At 63.1% G+C, this 19,035-nt stretch carries 14 protein-coding genes; 2 read left to right on the top strand and 12 right to left on the bottom strand.

Annotation, left to right across the window (positions count from 1 at the left end; genetic code table 11):
- Positions 1-6: 6 nt before the first annotated feature.
- From selB to RYH74_RS21040, 8 genes are all read right to left on the bottom strand, one after another.
- Positions 7-1,929, bottom strand: a complete 1,923-nt coding sequence (selB, locus tag RYH74_RS21075) for a selenocysteine-specific translation elongation factor (RefSeq protein ID WP_317410074.1) — start codon at positions 1,927-1,929, stop codon at positions 7-9.
- Complete coding sequence (gene selA / locus RYH74_RS21070; protein WP_317410073.1) at positions 1,926-3,353, bottom strand: L-seryl-tRNA(Sec) selenium transferase; 1,428 nt, start codon at positions 3,351-3,353, stop codon at positions 1,926-1,928. Before selA ends, selB begins: the two co-directional genes overlap by 4 nt.
- 158 nt (positions 3,354-3,511) lie before the next feature.
- Positions 3,512-4,432 (bottom strand): formate dehydrogenase accessory protein FdhE, encoded by a 921-nt coding sequence (fdhE, locus tag RYH74_RS21065; protein ID WP_317410072.1) that lies wholly within the window; start codon positions 4,430-4,432, stop codon positions 3,512-3,514.
- Between the two features lie 4 nt (positions 4,433-4,436).
- Positions 4,437-5,093, bottom strand: a complete 657-nt coding sequence (locus RYH74_RS21060) for a formate dehydrogenase subunit gamma (protein WP_075044437.1) — start codon at positions 5,091-5,093, stop codon at positions 4,437-4,439.
- Complete coding sequence (gene fdxH, locus RYH74_RS21055; RefSeq protein WP_025337500.1) at positions 5,090-6,040, bottom strand: formate dehydrogenase subunit beta; 951 nt, start codon at positions 6,038-6,040, stop codon at positions 5,090-5,092. Before fdxH ends, RYH74_RS21060 begins: the two co-directional genes overlap by 4 nt.
- A complete protein-coding gene (gene fdnG / locus RYH74_RS21050; RefSeq protein ID WP_317410071.1) occupies positions 6,040-9,108 on the bottom strand; it encodes a formate dehydrogenase-N subunit alpha in 3,069 nt (1,022 codons plus the stop codon). Before fdnG ends, fdxH begins: the two co-directional genes overlap by 1 nt.
- A 266-nt stretch (positions 9,109-9,374) precedes the next feature.
- Entirely contained in the window at positions 9,375-10,136 is a 762-nt protein-coding gene (locus RYH74_RS21045; RefSeq protein ID WP_317410070.1) for an SDR family NAD(P)-dependent oxidoreductase, read from the bottom strand.
- Positions 10,137-10,157: 21 nt separating this feature from the next.
- Entirely contained in the window at positions 10,158-10,943 is a 786-nt protein-coding gene (locus RYH74_RS21040) for a sulfite exporter TauE/SafE family protein (protein WP_025337496.1), read from the bottom strand.
- 199 nt (positions 10,944-11,142) lie between these two features.
- Between RYH74_RS21040 and RYH74_RS21035 the strand changes: the two genes are divergently transcribed.
- The gene (locus RYH74_RS21035; protein WP_317410069.1) at positions 11,143-12,525 is read left to right on the top strand and encodes a PLP-dependent aminotransferase family protein; all 1,383 of its coding nucleotides are present in this window, start codon (positions 11,143-11,145) and stop codon (positions 12,523-12,525) included.
- A gap of 232 nt (positions 12,526-12,757) precedes the next feature.
- Here the strand turns inward: RYH74_RS21035 and RYH74_RS21030 are convergent, their stop codons facing one another.
- From RYH74_RS21030 to RYH74_RS21020, 3 genes are all read right to left on the bottom strand, one after another.
- Positions 12,758-13,216 carry a hypothetical protein gene (locus RYH74_RS21030; RefSeq protein WP_170929319.1) on the bottom strand — a complete coding sequence of 153 codons (459 nt, stop codon included), beginning with the start codon at positions 13,214-13,216 and terminating at the stop codon, positions 12,758-12,760.
- Positions 13,217-13,526: 310 nt separating this feature from the next.
- Complete coding sequence (locus RYH74_RS21025; RefSeq protein WP_087503317.1) at positions 13,527-14,066, bottom strand: single-stranded DNA-binding protein; 540 nt, start codon at positions 14,064-14,066, stop codon at positions 13,527-13,529.
- Between the two features lie 9 nt (positions 14,067-14,075).
- Positions 14,076-15,470 carry an MFS transporter gene (locus tag RYH74_RS21020; RefSeq protein WP_317410068.1) on the bottom strand — a complete coding sequence of 465 codons (1,395 nt, stop codon included), beginning with the start codon at positions 15,468-15,470 and terminating at the stop codon, positions 14,076-14,078.
- 129 nt (positions 15,471-15,599) lie between these two features.
- Here RYH74_RS21020 and uvrA point away from each other — a divergent pair, with 129 nt between their 5' ends.
- Positions 15,600-18,434, top strand: coding sequence for an excinuclease ABC subunit UvrA (gene uvrA / locus RYH74_RS21015; RefSeq protein WP_075044431.1), 2,835 nt, complete (start codon positions 15,600-15,602; stop codon positions 18,432-18,434).
- 117 nt (positions 18,435-18,551) lie between these two features.
- Here uvrA and bfr read toward each other — a convergent pair whose 3' ends face one another.
- Positions 18,552-19,016 (bottom strand): bacterioferritin, encoded by a 465-nt coding sequence (gene bfr / locus RYH74_RS21010; protein ID WP_286100933.1) that lies wholly within the window; start codon positions 19,014-19,016, stop codon positions 18,552-18,554.
- Positions 19,017-19,035 lie beyond the last annotated feature (19 nt).

Raw genomic sequence — 19,035 nt, 5'->3', positions numbered from 1 at the left:
TTGAACTCAGTGCCTGGCCTGCTGCTGGGCCAGGGCGCTGTCGGCGCGAATGTGACGCTGATCGGCCACCCTCCGGGTCAGGCCGATGCGGTCGAAGTACTCCAGAATCTGCACACTGCGCTTGCGACCGATGCCCAACATATCGCGAAACGCGGCAACCTGCACTATCGGCGTTTCACTGGCCTGCCCCAGCAGCAGCTCTGCCATGCGCTGTAGCGTCGCCTCGGGGTAGAACAGGTCGCGTACCACCTGGTGCACCAGGCCCAGCCGGGCCAGCTTGCGCAGCAACAGGCGCACATCGGCTTCGGCACAATTTTCCTCGCTCGCCAGCGTCCTGACCCAAGGCGGATCATATTGCCCCGCCAGCAGCTTCGGTTGCAGATTTGCCCATAGCGCACTGTCGGCTTCGCTCAGCTGCACCTTGTGATCGGGCAGATGCAACCAAGGCCCGCTGCTGGCAATGGCGCCGTCCTCGAGCAACTCATCCAGCAGGCTGACAAAAGCGGGCCGCTCCAGCGGCAAGGCAGCAAAGCGGCGCAGGCGGTCGCGGTCCGGGCCGAGCTGGTCGGGCTCCTGTTCATGGAACCGCGCCAGCTGCTCCAGCACCTGGCGCTTGAGCGCCCGCCACCGGGCACTGGCAAACAGCAGTTGGCCCTGCCGCGTGGCCACCACCAGCACGTCTTCCGGCAACTGCCAGGTTTCGCGCAGGCGATTGAACTGCCGCTCCAGACGCTGTGGGTCGATACCCCCTGGTGCGCTGGCGAGCAGTGCCGGCAAGGCCTGCTCCAGGTCCTCGGCATCACGCAGCACCTGCAATTGGCGCAGGCGCTCATCGCTGCGACGCTGACGGCTTGGCGCGAACGGGTCGAGCACCTTGCCGCCCCCCAGGGTGCGCTGGGCACGCTGGTCGCGCAGTACCAGACGGTCGCCGTGTACCGCCTGCAGCGGCGCGTTGAGCAGCAACTGGGCGAACATGCGCTGGCCCGCCGCCAGGGTTTCACCTTCGAGCAAGGCCACCCGGGCGGTTACGTCCTGGGTACCGAGGTGCACGTGCACAGCGCTGAAATGTTCGAAGGTACGGGTCTCGCCCGGCAACAGGTTCAGCTCGATATCCACACGCACGCTGGGCGCATGCAGCCACTCGGGCACCAGCCAGTCACCCCGGCGCACCTGCTCCACCGCCAGCCGTTCGGCAGCGATGTTCAGTGCCACCCGCTGGCCCGCCTCGGCCACCAGCGCGGCCTGGTTCTGCGCATGCAGGCCACGCACCCGCACCGGTTTGCCGGCCTTGCCCAGCAACAAGGTGTCGCCAGCACTGACCCGCCCAGCCAGCGCCGTGCCCGTGACCACAACACCCGCACCGGTAACGGCGAAGGCGCGGTCGACGGCCAGACGGAAACCGCCACGCACGCTGCGCTGGCGCACGCGCTGTTGCGCGGCCAGCAACGCCTGGCGCAGGGCATCGATACCTTCGCCGGTCACACTCGACAACGGAAACTGCCGTGCACCAGCATACGGGCCCGGCGCCAGAAGCTCGCTGACCTGTGCCTGCACTTCGACCAGGCGGGCCGGCTCAACCCGGTCACATTTGCTGATCGCCACCAGGGCCTGAGGGATGCCCAGCAGCTCGATGATCGCCAGGTGCTCTCGGGTTTGTGGCATCACCCCGTCGTCGGCCGCCACCACCAACAGCACCAGGTCGATGCCGTGGGCGCCGGCCAGCATGTTGTGGATAAAGCGCTCATGGCCCGGTACATCGATGAAGCCGGTCAGCGCTGCCCCCTCGGTCAACGCCGCATAGCGGTAGCCAAGGTCGATGGTCATGCCACGGGCGCGCTCCTCCTGGCGATGGTCACCGGCCTGGCCGGTCAGGGCCTGGAGCAATGCGGTCTTGCCGTGGTCGATGTGGCCGGCGGTACCAACGATCACTGTACCGGCCCCAATTGCAGGACGGGCAACTGCGCCAGCCACTGGGCTTCGTCATCCAGCTGGCGCAGGTCCAGCCACAATGCGTCATCGGCGATACGGCCGAGCACCGGCACCGGCAAGTCACGCAAGGCCCGCTCCAGCACATGCAGGCTGCGCCCGCGCAGCTTCTTCGACACCTGCGGGCGCAGGCACAACGCCGCGCTCGGCAGGCGGGCCACCGGTTGGCTGCCACTGCCAATCATGCCCAACGCCGGTTCCACGCTGACCGCCCATTGTTCGCCGAGGCGGGCCTTGAGCTCTGGCGCCAGGCGCTCGGCCTGGGTCTGGATTTCGGCCTGGCTGCGGGTCAGCAGGCGCAGACTGGGCAGGCGCTCGGCCAGGCGGTCGGGGTTGCGGTACAGCGCCAGCACCGCTTCGAGTGCGGCCAGGGTGATCTTGTCGACCCGCAGCGCGCGCTTGAGCGGGTTCTTCTTGATCCTGGCGATCAGCTCCTTGCGCCCGACGATGATTCCGGCTTGCGGCCCGCCCAGCAGTTTGTCGCCGCTGAAGGTGACGATATCGGCGCCGTCAGCCAGGGCCTGGCGCACGGTCGGCTCGGCGGGCAGGCCCCAGCGGGTAAGGTCAAGCAGGCTGCCGCTGCCAAGGTCTTCAAGCAACGGCAAGTCATGTTGGTGGGCGATGCGCGCCAGCTCGGCGGTGGGCACCTGGGTAGTGAAGCCCTGAATGCTGTAGTTGCTGCAATGCACCCGCATCAGCAGGCCGGTACGTGGGCTGATGGCGGCCTCGTAGTCACGGGCGTGGGTGCGGTTGGTGGTGCCGACTTCGTGCAGCTTCACGCCGGCGCGAGCCATGATGTCGGGGATGCGGAAGGCACCGCCGATCTCGATCAGTTCACCGCGGGAGATGATCCCCTCCTTGCGCGCGCCCAGGCTGTTGAGCGCCAGCAGCACGGCGGCGGCGTTGTTGTTGACCACCGTGACGGCTTCGGCGCCGGTCAGCTCGCGGATCAGGCCTTCGATCAGGTCGTCACGGTCGCCGCGCTTGCCGGTGGCCAGGTCGAATTCCAGGTTGAGCGGGTAGCGGGCGGCGGTCTGCATGGCCTCGATGGCCTCCTCTGGCAACAAGGCGCGGCCGAGGTTGGTGTGCAACACGGTGCCGGTGAGGTTGAAAACACGGCGGACCTGGCTGCGTTGCTGGGTGGCCAAACGTTCGCCAGTGCGGCCCAGCAGGACTTCAGCGGCCAGTTCGGCGGCACTGAGTTGGCCGGTGCGGGCGGGGTCGCGCAAATCGTCGAGCAGTTGCCGCAGGGTGGCCAGGACCGCGTCGCGGCCGTGGCGGTCGATCAGCGGGAGGCAGGCCGAGTGGCGCAAAAGGGTGTCGATGGAGGGCAGGCGTGGGGTGTCGCTGGCTAGGCTGGAGGACATGCGGTACTACCTTGGACTGATCCGTTGTCTGTACTGGCCTCTTCGCGGGTAAACCGCTCCTACAAGGGCCGTGCAAGCCTCAAAAGCTGCGCGGGCCCTGTGGGAGCGGGTTTACCCGCGAAGAAGGCGACTCGGTCTTACAGTGTAGACACTCTCCATTACCCGGGTGCGAGCATCAGGTTCGGTGCCAACCGATGGAAGCCCTCCTCGTCCAGGCGAATGTCCAGTGCCAGGCTGGCCAGGTCATCGGCCAGCGGCTCGGCCGCCGCATCGTTTTCCAGGTAGTTCTGCTTCAGGTAGCTCTCGCACTCCGGGCAGCACTCCGCCCGTAGCGGCGCCTTGCCCGGCGCATGGCGGTCATCGTCAAGGCTGGTATAGCGCAGGTCCTTGCTCGACTCGCAGTACACGCATTTGACCCGCACCACATGCCATTCGCAGGCACACAGCGAACAAGCCAGGTAGCGCAGGCCATTGTGCTTGCCGCGGTTGCGCACCACCCCGGCCATCGCCGGCGAACCGCAGGCCGGGCACTGGGCCAGGCTGCCGGCGGGCTTGAGCTCTGGCGCGGGCAGCGCCAGCAACCAGCTGGACCAGGCCGCCTGCAAAGCCGCCCCGATGAACGGCACCAGCGCCGCGGGCACGGCATCGTACTGGCCGGCGAGCAAGGCGATGCCCCAACCCTTGCGTTGATGGTCGTCACTGCTGCGCAGGGCTTGCAGCGCCTCCCCCAACGGACCGCTGGTGTCCGCGTCGAGGTGCTCAAGCAAAGTCTGCAACCAGACCAGCCACGGCCCTTCACGCACCAGGCTGTCCGCCGCCAGTGGCGGCAAACCATGACTTATGCACAGGCGCTGACGCTCCTCGGCCACCGGCATGCCAGCGGGCGGGTTATCCACAAGCTGCTGCTGGATACGGCACAAACGAGCCACCAGCTTCAGGTATTCGCCAAGGGCATTGCCCTCGGCCAGCTGCTCCAGGCGCGCAGCGCGCAGTTCGAACAGGTTGGCAGGGGGCAGGTGCAGAAACGGCGGCATCACTGCCGACGCTTCGATCTGCCCGGGTTCGAGTATCGTGCTCAAGCGCTCATCCTTCTTTTCGTCCGTGATTGCCCGGCGTCTTGTCACCGGTCACTTCGCGGTACCACAACTCATGGTGCTTGCGCGCCCAGGCGCGGCTGACCCAGCCATGCAGCATGGCGCCGATCGAGCCCTTGATCCAGATGCCGGCGTAGATGTGCACGATGATGCTGAGGATCAGCACGAACGCCGCCAGGGCGTGGAGCAGAGCGGACAGCCGAATGACCTCGATGCCGAACAAATGGCTGAAGTATGCGCGCCAGATCACCACGCCGCTGACCAGCAGAACCAGCATGCACACCAGCAGGGTCCAGAACAACAGCTTCTGCCCGGCGTTGTACTTGCCGATCGGTGGCACACCCTCCTCCTTGTTGAGCATCACCCGGTCCACGCGGCGCAGCCACAGGCGATCGTTGGCAGTGATGAAGTTGGCCCGCCAGAAACGCAGCACCAGGCCGAGGAAGAACACGAACATCGCCACCCCGATGAAGGGGTGCAGGATGCGTGTCCACGGCCCACCGCCGAACAGGTTGCTGAGCCAGAACAGCGCCGGATGGAACAGCGCCAGCCCCGACAGACCAGCCAGGACGAACAGGATCGCGACGACCCAGTGGTTGCTGCGCTCGTTGGCGTTGTAGCGCAGGATGGGTTTGTTGTCGTTCATGGTCGCTGCTCCCCTTGCCCACCGGGCTTGGTCGGATCATAGACATGGACCGACGGGTCCACCTGGTGCACGCTTTCATCCGCAGGTGCCGGGTGTTCGTCCTCCTCCACCCGCTGTGGCCCGACCCGCACATAGTGGAAGAACCCGGCCAGCACCGCCGCGCCCATGGCCAGCAGCGCCAGCGGCTTGGTGAAGCCCTTCCACAGCCCCACCAGCGGGCTGATCACCGGCTGGTCCGGCAGGCCGGCGTACAGCTTCGGCGTGTCGGCATGGTGCAGCACGTACATCACATGGGTGCCACCGACGCCGTCCGGGTCGTACAGCCCGGCCTTGTCGTAACCCCGCGACTTGAGGTCGACGATGCGCTCGGCGGCATGCACCTTCATCTCATCCTTGGTGCCGAACACGATGGCCCCGGTCGGGCAGGTTTTCACGCAGGCCGGCTCCAGGCCCACGGTCACGCGGTCGGAACACAGGGTGCACTTGTACGCCTTGTGGTCCTTCTGCGAGATGCGCGGGATGTTGAACGGGCAACCGGTGATGCAGTAGCCACAACCAATGCAGTGGTCCTGGTTGAAGTCGACGATGCCGTTGGCGTGCTTGATGATCGCCCCCGGGCTCGGGCAGGCCTTCAGGCAACCTGGCTCGGCGCAGTGCATGCAGCCGTCCTTGCGAATCAGCCACTCCAGGTTGCCGTCGTCGCGCTCGTGCTCGGTGAAGCGCATCAGGGTCCAGGTCTCGGCGGTGAGGTCCTGGGGGTTGTCGTAGGTGCCGTGGTTGTGGCCGACCTCGTCACGCAGTTCGTTCCACTCCGAACACGCCACCTGGCAGGCCTTGCAGCCGATGCACTTGGTGGTGTCGATCAGCTTGGCGACTTCCTGCTGCTGGCGTACCGAAGGCGGTACGGTGGTGGTGGCCGAGCGGGCGATGATGTCTTGGCTGGCCATCAGAGTTTCTCCACTTTGACGAGGAACGACTTGGACTCTGGCGTCTGGGTATTGCCGTCACCCAGGAAAGGCACCAGGGTGTTGGTCAGGTAGCCATGCCGCGTAGCCCCGGTGAAGCCCCAGTGCAGCGGGATACCGATCTGGTGCACGGTCTGGTTGTTGACCTTGAGCGGGCGAATCCGCTTGGTCACCACTGCCACCGCCTCGATGTGCCCGCGCTTGCTCGACACCCGCACCCGGTCACCGGCCTTGATACCTTTCTCGCTGGCCAGCACCTCGCCGATTTCGACGAACTGCTCGGGCTGGGCAATGGCGTTAAGCCGGCAATGCTTGCTCCAGAAGTGGAAGTGCTCGGTCAGCCGGTACGTGGTCGCCGCGTACGGGAACTCGTCGTGCTTGCCGAGGCTGTCCCACACCGAGTCGAAGACCCGCCCGGCCGGGTTGCTGGTGGCCTTCTTGTTCTGCGGGTGCAGCGGGTTGATGCCAATCGGCGTCTCGAACGGCTCGTAGTGCTCGGGGAACGGGCCTTCGGCCATCTTGTCGATGGCGAAGAACCGCGCCACGCCTTCGGGGTTCATGATGAACGGGTTCATCCCCGCCTCGGGCGGCGAGTCGACCTTGAAGTCGGGCACGTCGGTGCCGGTCCAGGCCTTGCCGTTCCACCACACCAGGCGCTTTTTCTCCGGGTCCCACGGCTTGCCTTGCGGGTCGCTGGAGGCACGGTTGTAGAGGATGCGGCGGTTGGCCGGCCAGGCCCAGGCCCAGTTCTGCACCTGGTGCATGCCGTACGGGTCGCTGTTGTCACGGCGAGCCATCTGGTTACCCTGCTCGGTCCAGCTGCCGGCAAAGATCCAGCAGCCGGACGCGGTGCTGCCGTCGTCCTTGAGCTGGCCAAAGCCCGCGAGTTGCTGGCCGGCCTTGAGCACTGCGCCAGTCGGGTCGGTGACGTCGGCCACCGCCCAGCCGTTCATTTCCTTGGCCAGTTCCTCCGGGGATGGCTCTTCAGGGACCTTGTATGGCCAGTTGATGTTCATCAGCGCATCAGGGTAGGCGCCGCCCTCGGCCTGGTAGCGTTGGCGCAGGCGCAGGAACAGCTCGCTCATGATGTGAACGTCGGTGCGGGTCTCGCCCGGGCCGTCGGCGCCCTTCCAGTGCCACTGCAGCCAGCGGCTGCTGTTGACCAGCGAGCCGTCTTCCTCGGCGAAGCAGGTGGTGGGCAGGCGGATCACTTCGGTCTGGATGCTGGCCGTGTCCACATCATTGAACGGCCCGGCGTTGCGCCAGAACTCCGAGGTCTCGGTGGCCAGCGGGTCCATGATCACCAGCCACTTGAGCTTGCCCAGGGCCGCGGTGACGCGGTTCTTGTCCGGCAGCGCGGCAATCGGGTTGAAGCCCTGGCACATGTAGCCGTTGACCTTGCCCTGGCCCATCATCTCGAACATGCGCAGCACGTCGTAGGCCGGCACATCGAGCTTGGGCAGCCAGTCGTAGCCCCAGTTGTTCTCTGCGGTGGCATTGGCGCCGTACCAAGCTTTCATCAGGCTGACGTGGAACTTGCCGTAGTTCTGCCAGTACGACAGTTGCCCTGGGCGCAGCGGCTTGGAGGCACGCTTGTCGATATAGGCGGCATAGTCCTGCTCGGCATCACCGGCCAGGGTCAGGTAGCCCGGCAACGAGTTGGAAAGCAGGCCGAGGTCGGTCAGGCCCTGGATGTTGGAGTGCCCGCGCAAGGCGTTGACCCCGCCACCCGGCATGCCGACGTTACCCAGCAGCAATTGCACCATGGCCGCACTGCGGATGATCTGTGCGCCGATCGAGTGCTGCGTCCAGCCAAGCGCATAGAGGATCGTCATGGTCTTGCCCGGTACCGAGCAGGTAGCGATCTCTTCCCAGATCTTCAACATGGCGTCCTGCGGCATGCCACAGGTCATGCTCGCCAGTTCCGGGGTATAGCGGCTGTAGTGCTGCTTCATCAGCTGGAACACGCAGCGCGGGTGCTGCAGGGTCGGGTCGACCTTGGCAAAACCGTCCTCACCCAGCTCGTAACCCCAGCCGGACTTGTCGGCATACACGCGCTTGGCCTCGTCGTAACCGCTGAACAGGCCATCCTCGAAGCCATAGTTCTCTTTGACGATGAACGACACGTCGGTGTAGTTGCGCACGTACTCGTGCTGGATCTTGTCGTTGCTCAGCAGGTAATTGATCAGCCCGCCCATGAAGGCGATGTCGGTACCGGTACGGATCGGTGCGTAGTAATCCGCCACCGAAGCGGTACGGGTAAACCGCGGGTCGACCACGATCAGCCGCGCCTTGTTGTGCGCCTTGGCCTCGGTCACCCACTTGAAGCCGCACGGATGCGCTTCTGCTGCGTTGCCACCCATCACCAGGACCAGATTCGCGTTGGCGATATCGGACCAGTGGTTGGTCATGGCGCCACGGCCGTACGTCGGGGCAAGACTTGCCACCGTCGGGCCATGTCAGACACGAGCTTGGTTATCGAACCCCAGCATGCCTGTTGCGCGGACGACCTTGTGGGTCAGGTAGCCAGCCTCGCTGGAGGCGGCGGAAGCAGCGAGAAAACCGGTGGTGAGCCAGCGGTTGACCGTTTGCCCCTGGGCGTTCTTTTCGATGAAGTTGGCGTCGCGGTCCTGCTTCATCAGGTCGGCGACGCGATCGAGCGCCTCGTCCCAGCTGACCCGCACCCACTCCTTGCTGCCAGGCTTGCGTACCTCGGGGTACTGCAGGCGGCTCGGGCTGTGGATGAAGTCCAGCAGGCCAGCGCCTTTCGGGCAGAGGGTGCCGCGGTTGACCGGGTGGTCGGCGTCACCTTCGATATGGATGATGTTCTGTTTGACGTTCTTGCCCGCATCGCCCTGGCTGTACATGATCAGGCCGCAGCCGACCGAGCAGTAGGGGCAGGTGTTACGGGTTTCTTTGGTATGCGCCAGCTTGAAGTGACGCACCTGCTCGGCGAATGCTGGTGTCGGGGCCATGCCCAACGCCGCAAGGCTCGAGCCTCCAAGGCCGACGGCGGCGACCTTGAAGAACTGCCGACGGTTCAGGTCCATCGTGCACTCCTGATCAGGTGGTGGACGCACGGAACATGGCCGGCGCCTCTTGGTAGTCACGGTGGCGGCCAATTGATGGCCGCCAACAGTTAAGACTAGCCAAGAATCGAGAAGGTGCGATGACATGGGTCAGCTGAAGGCGCTGTGTTGCCAGATTCGCGGGTAAACCCACAGGTACTGCACATGCCCGAAGCAGGGCGCTATTCCTGTGGGAGCGGGCGTGCCCGCGAACACCGGTAACGCCGGTGCCATCCACCACCAGCCGATCAGCAAAGCGGCAGGTTGCGCACCACGTTCAGCGCCGCACTGCTCTGGGCCACCGGCATGATCTCGATGGTATTGATGTTCACATGCGCCGGCTGCTCGGCAATCCAGGCCACCGTGGCCGCGATGTCCTCGGGCAGGATGGCCTCCACATCCCGATACAGCGCCTGCACGGCATCCAGGTCACCGTTCAGGCGCACCACCGAGAAATCGGTCCCCGAGCACAGCCCTGGCTCGATGTTGCTCACTCGCACGCGGGTGCCCGCCAGGTCGGCGCGCAGGTTGAGGCTGAACTGGCGGACAAAGGCCTTGCTGGCGCCATACACATTACCGCCCGGGTAGGGGTAGGTGCCGGCGATCGAGCCGATGTTGATGATCATGCCGCTGTCGGCTTCCACCATCTGCGGCAGGATCTTGTGGGTGACCATGGCCAGGCCGGTGATGTTGGTGTCGATCATCCGCTGCCAGTTTTCCGCACTGCTGGCCTGGGCACGGTCCACGCCCAGCGCCAGCCCGGCATTGTTGACCAGCAGGTCGATCTGCAGCGAAGCATCACGAATCTGCTCGACCGCCGCCTCGAGCGACACCGGGTCGGTGACGTCCAGCGCCAGCGGAATGAAATTGACGCCCAGCTCGGCCTCCAGCGCTTGCAGCTTGTCCATGCGCCGGGCGCCACCGATCACGCGGTAGCCTTTGCCGATCAAGGCACGGCAAATGGCGCGGCCAAAGCCCGAGGAGGCGCCGGTTACGAATGCGGTTTTCATCAGTTGTCTCCTATGGAAGGGTCAGGCCAGGTACTTCACGCCCAGGCTGGTGAACAGGCAGAGCATCGAGAACACCAGCGCCTTGCGCACCACTTCGTTGCCCTTGCGCAAGGCCAGTGCGCTGCCCAGGTGGTTACCGAGGATGTTGCAGGCCACCAGTGGCAACGCCAGCAGGTAGACGACCTTGCCGGCAATGACGAAGGCCACCAGGGCGCCGATGTTGGACGCGAAGTTGAAGGTTTTTGAGTTGGCCGAGCTGGAGACCAGGTCCATGCGCAGCAGGTAATGGAAAGCGATGATGAACATGCTGCCGGTACCGGGGCCGAAGAAGCCGTCATAGAAACCGATGGCCAGGCAGGTCAGCGGGACCACGGTGAACAGCATGCGCGATGACAGTTCGCGCTCCTCGACCGGGCGGTCCTTGGGGGTGAGGAAGATGAGGATGCCGAAGGGGATCAGCGCCAGGATGATCTTGCCCACTGTTTCCTGGGAGATCGACACGATCAGGTGCGCCCCCAGGTAGGCACCGAGCAGCGAGAATGGCACGCCGACCAGCGCCACCTTCCAGACCATCTTGCTGTTGGCCAGGAAGTTGCGGATGGCCGCCAGCGTGCCGAGGGTACTGACGAGTTTTTCCTGGCCGAGGGCAACCTGGGGTGGCATGCCAACCAGCAGAAAGCCCGGTACCAGGAACAGCCCGCCGCCACCGGCAATGCTATCGACGAAGCCGGCAACGAAGGCAATCGCCCCGAGCATGAGGATCGCCAGCAACCAGTGTTCCGCCCAGAATGCGCCCAGAATTTCCATAGCAAAGTCCATCCAGTGGAGTGTCATGCCAAGCACAACGCGATTGCGCTTGCCCCAATCAGCGCGGTGATTGTAATTAAAACAATTGAATCGATTCAATCATAAATTAAATCGATTCAATAGCGAGGATTACCATCATTACCCGTATCTTGGCTTTCATGCTAGGCTGCGCGCACTTGCAGAATCTGGTGCCATTTCCATGTGGGTCCCTCAATACGGCGATCAAACCCAGCCGGTTTACCTAATGATCGCTAATGCCCTTGAACAGGACATCGAAAGTGGTCGGCTTGCAGCAGGCGATCGCTTGCCCACCCTCAAAGACCTTGCCGAGGCACTGAATGTAACCCCCGGCACCGTTGGAAGAGCCTACGACGAAGCCGCCAAGCGCGGCCTGGTGGTTGGAGAGGTAGGCCGTGGCACATTTGTCAGGCAGTTGCGACAGCGGTTATCCGCCCCGTCGGTGCCCACACCAGTTACTGGCGAAAGCAGCCAGATCGATCTCTCGATCATCAAACCCAACGACGCCCACATGAGTGAGTGGCTGGGTGCGGCGATCAGCGAGCTGGCCACCTCTGCGGACCTGGGACAGGTACTCGACTATGTGACAGAAGGTGGTCACACCTCCCACAAACAAGCAGGTGCAGCCTGGATTCGGCGCTGGCTGCCTGATGCCCGCTGGCAACAGGTTGTACTGACCTCTGGCGCCCAGCATGGACTATTGGTGGCCATCAGCAGCCTGTCGAAGAGCGACGATGTGGTGCTGTGCGAATCGTTCTGCTACCCAGGCATCATCTCCCTGGCCCACAGCATGGGCCGACGCCTGCGTGGCGTGGCCATGGACGAGCATGGCCTTATTCCCGAGGCATTGCGCGCGGCCTGCCTGGAGCATCGCCCTTCCCTGTTGGTGTGTGTCACCACCCACCAGAACCCCACCAACTCGATCATGCCCCACGCACGGCGCCAGGCCATCGCAGAGATCGCCCGCGAGTTCGACCTGTTCATCGTCGATGACGATATCTACGGCTTCCTTGAACCCGCACCGGATTACCAGCCACTGGCGGCGTATGCGCCAGAACGTTCGGTGTATCTCACCAGCCTGTCCAAAAGTGTGCTGCCCGCGCTGCGTATCGGTTACCTCTACGCCCCACCGCAAACCCTCTCGCGGCTATCGTCGATGGTACGCAGCAGCGTCTGGATGCCATCGCCGTTGATGGCACAACTGGCCAGCAACCTGATCAACAGCGGCATGGCCGACCAGTTGGTGCGAGAACAACAGGAAGAGGCGGCCGCGCGCCAGCAAATGGCCCGGGAGATCCTTGACAAGTACAAGATCCGCAGCCAGCCCAACAGCTTCCACATCTGGCTGGAGTTGCCGGAGCCGTGGACCAGCGACGAATTCGCCAACCTGGCGCGTAACAACGGCGTCACGGTAGTCAGTGGCAGCCAGTTCCTGCCAGAACGCAGCCACGCCAACTGCGGCGTGCGCATCGCCCTGATGGCCCCCAGCCGCCAGGAACTGGGCTTTGCCCTGACCAAGCTGGTCAGCTTGCTGGACTCGCCGGAGCCGCGGTTGTTTTATTGAACTGGACTGGTATTGGTGTAGTCGTGCCATTGGGGCACTATGCGCCCGTTTCGCGACGCGAGGCCACTCCAAACGGCACTCGGTGTCACATGGCTTGATTTGTAGCCGTCAACCAAACCGGTACAGTAGAACTGCACCAGCCAAAAGATCTGAGGGCAGACTGTCAAGTAAGAGGCATAACTTGAATCAATGACGAATATGACTCTAACAAGGCTCGAACATACTCGCTCGACTACAAGTCGATGAATACACTGAAATTATCTCCTTCCAGGTATCGGACAGAAACCTGACCGCTAACATCTTGCCCATCTTCCGTTACAAACTTGTAATGGGACAGGAGAAAATCCTCCCGATAAACAATGCCGTCATCCCGCCGCTTCCCGCCCCACGCCATTATCAACCCGCCGGCCATTGCAACGAGGCCGGAGTTCGCTTGTATGTGTTGAATCAGAGTGGGGCCTGAAAACCGGTCATAATAAATAACCTCAGGACCAAACAGGAAGATGCCAAGGCCCAGTGCGGAAATTGCGAAACCAATGCCTATTAGTACTCGACCGTAAAACGCAGCGTCCCCAGCAGGCCCCTCAAGATGAGCTGCATACATCTCGGAAAAACCAGAGACATCGTAGTTTCGCGCGTCTGATTTCAGGTTTATTTGACCTAACAGGCATTCCTTCTCAGCACTTTTCATGATCCACTCCTTTAAAAAGTGAATACTAAGCGATCAGGATAGGAAAAAGTGCGCCCCACTAGAACTTCAGAAGTCTCTGACATTTACGATCAGCGTTTCCTATAACCATATAAAATTGGCAATATCTTATGGCATTTTTCCTACTCAATGGGCTGCCGAGATTCCCGCGATATCGCGAAGCTGGCGCCCTATCCTCGCCGCTTTCTTTTTAGAGGAAAGCCCGCACAGCACTACCACTGTTTGCTCATAAAAAAACCCAAGACATCTGCCTTGGGTTTTTAGTTTTTTGCCAGCGGCTTAACGGCTTGGATCAGAACGGAATATCGTCATCGAAGCTGTCGAAGTCAGCCGCCGGCTGCGGGGCTGGCTGCTGCGGTGCCGGGCGCTGAGGAGCCTGTTGCGGGCGCGGGGCCTGCTGGCGTGGGGCCTGGTTGTACTGCTGCTGGCCGCCACCATAGTTGCCGCCACCTTGGTTGTACGGGTCACCGCCCTGCTGCTGGCCCTGCGGACGACCGCCGAGCAGCTGCATGGTGCCGTTGATGTCGACGATGATCTCGGTGGTGTAGCGCTTGATGCCGTCTTTTTCCCACTCGCGGGTCTGCAGCTTGCCTTCGATGTAGCACTGCGAACCCTTGCGCAGGTATTCGCCGGCGATTTCGGCAACCTTGCCGAACAGCGACACACGGTGCCACTCGGTACGCTCGACCTTCTGGCCCGACTGCTTGTCGGTCCACTGCTCGCTGGTAGCCAGGCTCAGGTTGGTCACGGCGTTACCGTTGGGCAGGTAGCGGACTTCGGGATCCTGGCCACAGGTGCCGACCAGAATGACTTTGTTAACCCCACGGGCCATAACGTTCTCCTAGGCTTCGCACGCCGAAGAGGCCGGGTTCACCAGGCGCTCGAGGGTCGTACGGTCCAAAATTTTCGTATCCAGTTTGATATAGATGGCGGCTTCTTCCGCCACCACGACGGCGTCGGTCACACCTGGCACAGCCATCAGGCGCTCGGTCAGGCCGGCTTCCCGGACTGCCTCTGGCGTCAGCGGCATGCGCAGGCTGGTCACATAGGGCGGCTCGTTCATGCGCAAGGCGACGACCAACCAGATGGCACACAGTACCGCACAACCGAGGAACACCATGTTCAGCCCGCCGTGCTGGAACAACCAGCCACCGAGGATTCCTCCCAGGGCAGCGCCGAGGAACTGGCTGGTGGAGTAGACCCCCATTGCCGTCCCCTTGCCACCTGCAGGCGACACCTTGCTCACCAGTGAAGGCAGCGATGCCTCCAGCAAGTTGAATGCAGTAAAGAATACCACGGTGCCGATCACCAGTCCGCGCAAACCGTCAGCCCACTGCCAGAAGAACACCTCCACCAGCAGCAACACACTGACCGCCCCGGCCAGCACGCGTTTCATCTTGCGCTTTTTTTCGCCATAGATGATGAACGGGACCATTGCAAAAAATGAGATGAACAACGCGGTCAGGTACACCCACCAGTGCTGCTCCTTCGGCAGGCCGCCGCGCTCGACAAAGGCCAGTGGCAATGCGACGAAGCTGGCCATGAGGATGGCGTGGAGAATGAAGATGCCCACATCCAGGCGCAGAAGGTCCGGATGACGCAGGGTCGGGCCGATGGCCTGGCGCGCCACACCCGACTCACGGTGCTGCAGGATGCTGTGAGTATTGGGCACCACAAAGGCGATCAGCAGGATGCCGACCAGGGCAAGTCCTGACGTGGCGAGGAACAATCCTGACAAGCCAAAGGCACGAGTCAGCAATGGGCCAACGACCATGGCGACAGCAAACGACAGGCCGATGCTCATGCCGATCATGGCCATGGCCTTGGTCCGGTGCTGCTCGCGCGTGAGGTCGGACAGCAGCGCCATGACCGCAGCGGAAATCGCCCCGGCGCCCTGCAGGATACGCCCGGCGATCACTCCCCAGATGGAGTCGGCCTGGGCCGCCAATACACTACCCAGGGCAAAGATGACCAACCCCAGGTAAATCACCGGCCGGCGGCCGATACGATCGGAAATCATCCCGAACGGGATCTGCAATACGGCCTGCGTCAGGCCATAGGCACCAATGGCCAGACCGATCAGCGCAGGCGTGGCACCGGCCAGGTCCATCCCGTAGGTGGCCAGCACCGGCAAGACCATGAACATGCCCAGCATACGAAAGGCAAAGACCAGGGCCAGGCCGCCAGCGGCGCGGGTTTCGCTGCCACTCATGCGTTCGTTGTGGGTGTCGTGCATGGATTAATCTCGTGTGAACCGGCGGCGATTCTATCAGTCCGACAGCTTGACGGCATCTACGCGACGCTTTGCCGCGTACTGGCAGCGCGCCGTATACTTCCTTGTTTATGCCCGCCGAGCGAGGCCGCAGTGGACAAGATCCTGATTCGTGGGGCACGTACCCACAACCTGAAGAACATCGACCTGACCCTGCCCCGGGACAAGCTGATCGTGATCACCGGCCTGTCCGGTTCCGGCAAGTCGTCCCTGGCGTTCGACACCCTGTACGCCGAAGGCCAGCGCCGCTATGTGGAATCGCTGTCGGCCTACGCCCGGCAGTTCCTGTCGATGATGGAAAAGCCCGACGTCGATACCATCGAAGGCCTGTCGCCAGCCATTTCCATCGAGCAGAAGTCGACCTCGCACAACCCCCGCTCCACGGTCGGCACCATCACCGAAATCTACGACTATCTGCGCCTGCTGTACGCCCGCGTCGGCACCCCACGCTGCCCGGATCACGATATCCCGCTGGAGGCGCAAACGATCAGCCAGATGGTCGACCTGGTGCTGGAGCGCCCGGAAGGCAGCAAGCTGATGCTGCTGGCGCCGGTGGTGCGCGAGCGAAAGGGCGAGCACCTGGCAGTGTTCGACGAACTGCGCGCCCAGGGCTTTGTGCGCGCCCGGGTCAATGGCAAGCTCTACGAACTCGACGAACTGCCCAAGCTGGACAAGCAGAAAAAACACAGCATCGATGTGGTGGTGGACCGTTTCAAGGTCCGCGCCGACCTGCAACAGCGCCTGGCCGAGTCGTTCGAGACCGCGCTCAAGCTGGCCGACGGCATCGCCCTGGTGGCACCGATGGATGACGAACAAGGCGAAGAGACGATCTTCTCCGCGCGTTTCGCCTGCCCAGTCTGTGGTCACGCCATCAGCGAGCTGGAGCCGAAGCTGTTCTCCTTCAACAACCCCGCCGGCGCCTGCCCGACCTGCGATGGCCTTGGGGTGAAGCAGTTCTTCGACACCAAGCGCCTGGTCAATGCCGAGCTCACCTTGGCCGAAGGCGCGATCCGCGGCTGGGACCGGCGCAACGTGTACTACTTCCAGATGCTCGGCTCGCTGGCCGCGCATTACGGCTTCAGCCTGGAGGAACCATTCGGCCAGCTTTCGGCCGAGCACCAGAAGGTGATCCTTCAGGGCAGCGGCAAGCAGAGCGTCGACTTCAAGTACCTCAACGACCGTGGCGACATCGTCAAGCGCTCGCACCCGTTCGAAGGCATCGTGCCGAACCTGGAGCGCCGCTACCGCGAGACCGAGTCGGCCACCGTGCGCGAAGAACTGGCCAAGTTCCTCGGCACCCAGCCCTGCCCGGATTGCCGCGGCACCCGCCTGCGCCGTGAGGCACGGCACGTGTGGGTGGGCGAAAAAACCCTGCCGGCGGTGACCAATCTGCCGATCGGTGAAGCCAGCAACTATTTCGGCGAGCTGACCCTGACCGGTCGCCGCGGCGAGATTGCGGCGAAGATCCTCAAGGAAATCTGCGAGCGCCTGCAGTTCCTGGTCAACGTCGGTCTCGACTATCTCACCCTGGACCGCAGCGCCGATACCCTGTCCGGTGGCGAAGCGCAGCGTATCCGCCTGGCCAGCCAGATCGGCGCTGGCCTGGTGGGGGTGATGTACATCCTCGATGAGCCGTCCATCGGCCTTCATCAGCGTGACAATGACCGCCTGCTGGCCACCCTCAACCACCTGCGCGACCTGGGCAACACGGTGATCGTGGTGGAACACGACGAGGACGCCATCCGCCTGGCCGACTACGTGGTGGACATCGGCCCGGGGGCCGGCGTGCACGGTGGGCAGATCGTCGCCGAGGGCTCGCCGCAGGAGGTCATGGCCCACCCCGACTCGCTGACCGGCAAGTACCTGTCCGGGCGCAAGAAGATTGTCGTGCCGGCCAAGCGCACGCCGCGCAACAAGAAGCTGCAACTCAAGCTCAAGGGCGCGCGTGGCAACAACCTGCAAAACGTCGACCTGGAAGTCCCGATCGGCCTGCTGACCTGCGTGACCGGGGTGTCCGGCTCGGGCAAGTCGACGCTGATCAACAACACCCTGTTCCCACTGGCCGCCACCGCCCTGAATGGCGCAAGCAGCCTGGAAGCGGCGCCGCATGCCAGCATGGATGGCCTGCAGCACCTGGACAAGGTGGTGGATATCGACCAGAGCCCGATCGGCCGCACCCCTCGCTCTAACCCGGCGACCTACACCGGCATCTTCACGCCGATCCGCGAGCTGTTCTCCGGTGTGCCGGAATCGCGTTCGCGCGGCTATGGTCCGGGGCGCTTCTCGTTCAACGTCAAGGGGGGCCGTTGCGAGGCCTGCCAGGGCGATGGCCTGATCAAGGTGGAGATGCACTTCCTGCCGGACATCTACGTGCCGTGCGACGTGTGCAAGAGCAAGCGCTACAACCGCGAAACCCTGGAGATCAAGTACAAGGGCAAGAACATCCACGAGGTGCTGGAGATGACCATCGAGGATGCCCGCGAGTTCTTCGACGCAGTGCCGGCGCTGGCGCGCAAGCTGCAGACGTTGATGGATGTGGGGCTGTCGTACATCAAGCTGGGGCAGTCGGCGACAACCCTGTCGGGTGGTGAGGCCCAGCGAGTCAAGCTATCGCGCGAACTGTCCAAGCGTGACACCGGCAAGACCCTGTACATCCTCGATGAGCCGACCACGGGCCTGCACTTTGCCGATATCCAGCAGTTGCTGGACGTGCTGCATCGCTTGCGCGACCACGGCAATACCGTAGTGGTGATCGAGCACAACCTGGATGTGATCAAGACCGCGGACTGGCTGGTGGATCTGGGGCCGGAGGGTGGCTCGAAAGGTGGGCAGATCATTGCCTGCGGTACGCCAGAAGAACTGAGTACGATGAAACAGTCGTATACCGGGCACTACCTGAAACCGTTGCTGGAGCGGGATCGGGCGTAAGGCCCTGGGGGCGCTTTGCGCCCCTTTCGCGACACAAGGCCGCTCCTACAGGAGTAATGCATTTCCCTGTGGGAGCGGCCTTGTGTCGCGAAAGGGCTGCAAAGCAGCCCCAGGCTTTTACATCTGCGACTGCAGGTAGTTCTCGAGGCCAATGGCCTTGATCAGCCCCTGCTGCTTCTCCAGCCAGTAGGTGTGATCTTCTTCGGTATCAGCCAACTGAGCGCGCAGGATGTCGCGGCTGATGTAGTCCTTGTGCAGCTCGCACAGCTCGATGCCTTTGCACAGCGCGCCGCGTACCTTGTACTCGAGCTTGAGGTCCGCCTCGATCATTTCCGGCACGGTGCTGCCCACTTCCAGGTCGTCCGCGCGCATGTCAGGGGTGCCTTCGAGCATGAGGATGCGACGCATCAGGGCATCTGCGTGCTGCGTCTCTTCTTCCATTTCGTGGTTGATGCGCTCGAAGAGCTTGGACAGGCCCCAGTCTTCGTACATACGCGAGTGAATGAAGTACTGGTCACGCGCCGCCAGTTCGCCCTTCAGCAGCGTAACGAGGTAGTTGATTACGTCCGGGTGACCTTGCATCGCCCTGCTTCTCCATGTG

The organism is Pseudomonas sp. LSJ-87 (assembly GCF_032971465.1).
GTDB lineage: Bacteria > Pseudomonadota > Gammaproteobacteria > Pseudomonadales > Pseudomonadaceae > Aquipseudomonas > Aquipseudomonas putida_Z.
The sequence above is the reverse complement of the archived record's forward strand: the minus strand, read 5'-3'. Positions and strand labels throughout refer to the sequence as shown.

Bases quoted from the DNA above. Each gene is read 5' to 3' on its own strand.
- selA (WP_317410073.1), bottom strand. From the start codon at position 3,353: ATGTCCTCCAGCCTAGCCAGCGACACCCCACGCCTGCCCTCCATCGAC.
- RYH74_RS21060 (WP_075044437.1), bottom strand. From the start codon at position 5,093: ATGAACGACAACAAACCCATCCTGCGCTACAACGCCAACGAGCGCAGC.
- fdxH (WP_025337500.1), bottom strand. From the start codon at position 6,040: ATGGCCAGCCAAGACATCATCGCCCGCTCGGCCACCACCACCGTACCG.
- RYH74_RS21045 (WP_317410070.1), bottom strand. From the start codon at position 10,136: ATGAAAACCGCATTCGTAACCGGCGCCTCCTCGGGCTTTGGCCGCGCC.
- RYH74_RS21040 (WP_025337496.1), bottom strand. From the start codon at position 10,943: ATGGAAATTCTGGGCGCATTCTGGGCGGAACACTGGTTGCTGGCGATC.
- RYH74_RS21035 (WP_317410069.1), top strand. From the start codon at position 11,143: ATGTGGGTCCCTCAATACGGCGATCAAACCCAGCCGGTTTACCTAATG.
- RYH74_RS21030 (WP_170929319.1), bottom strand. From the start codon at position 13,216: ATGAAAAGTGCTGAGAAGGAATGCCTGTTAGGTCAAATAAACCTGAAA.
- RYH74_RS21025 (WP_087503317.1), bottom strand. From the start codon at position 14,066: ATGGCCCGTGGGGTTAACAAAGTCATTCTGGTCGGCACCTGTGGCCAG.
- RYH74_RS21020 (WP_317410068.1), bottom strand. From the start codon at position 15,470: ATGCACGACACCCACAACGAACGCATGAGTGGCAGCGAAACCCGCGCC.
- bfr (WP_286100933.1), bottom strand. From the start codon at position 19,016: ATGCAAGGTCACCCGGACGTAATCAACTACCTCGTTACGCTGCTGAAG.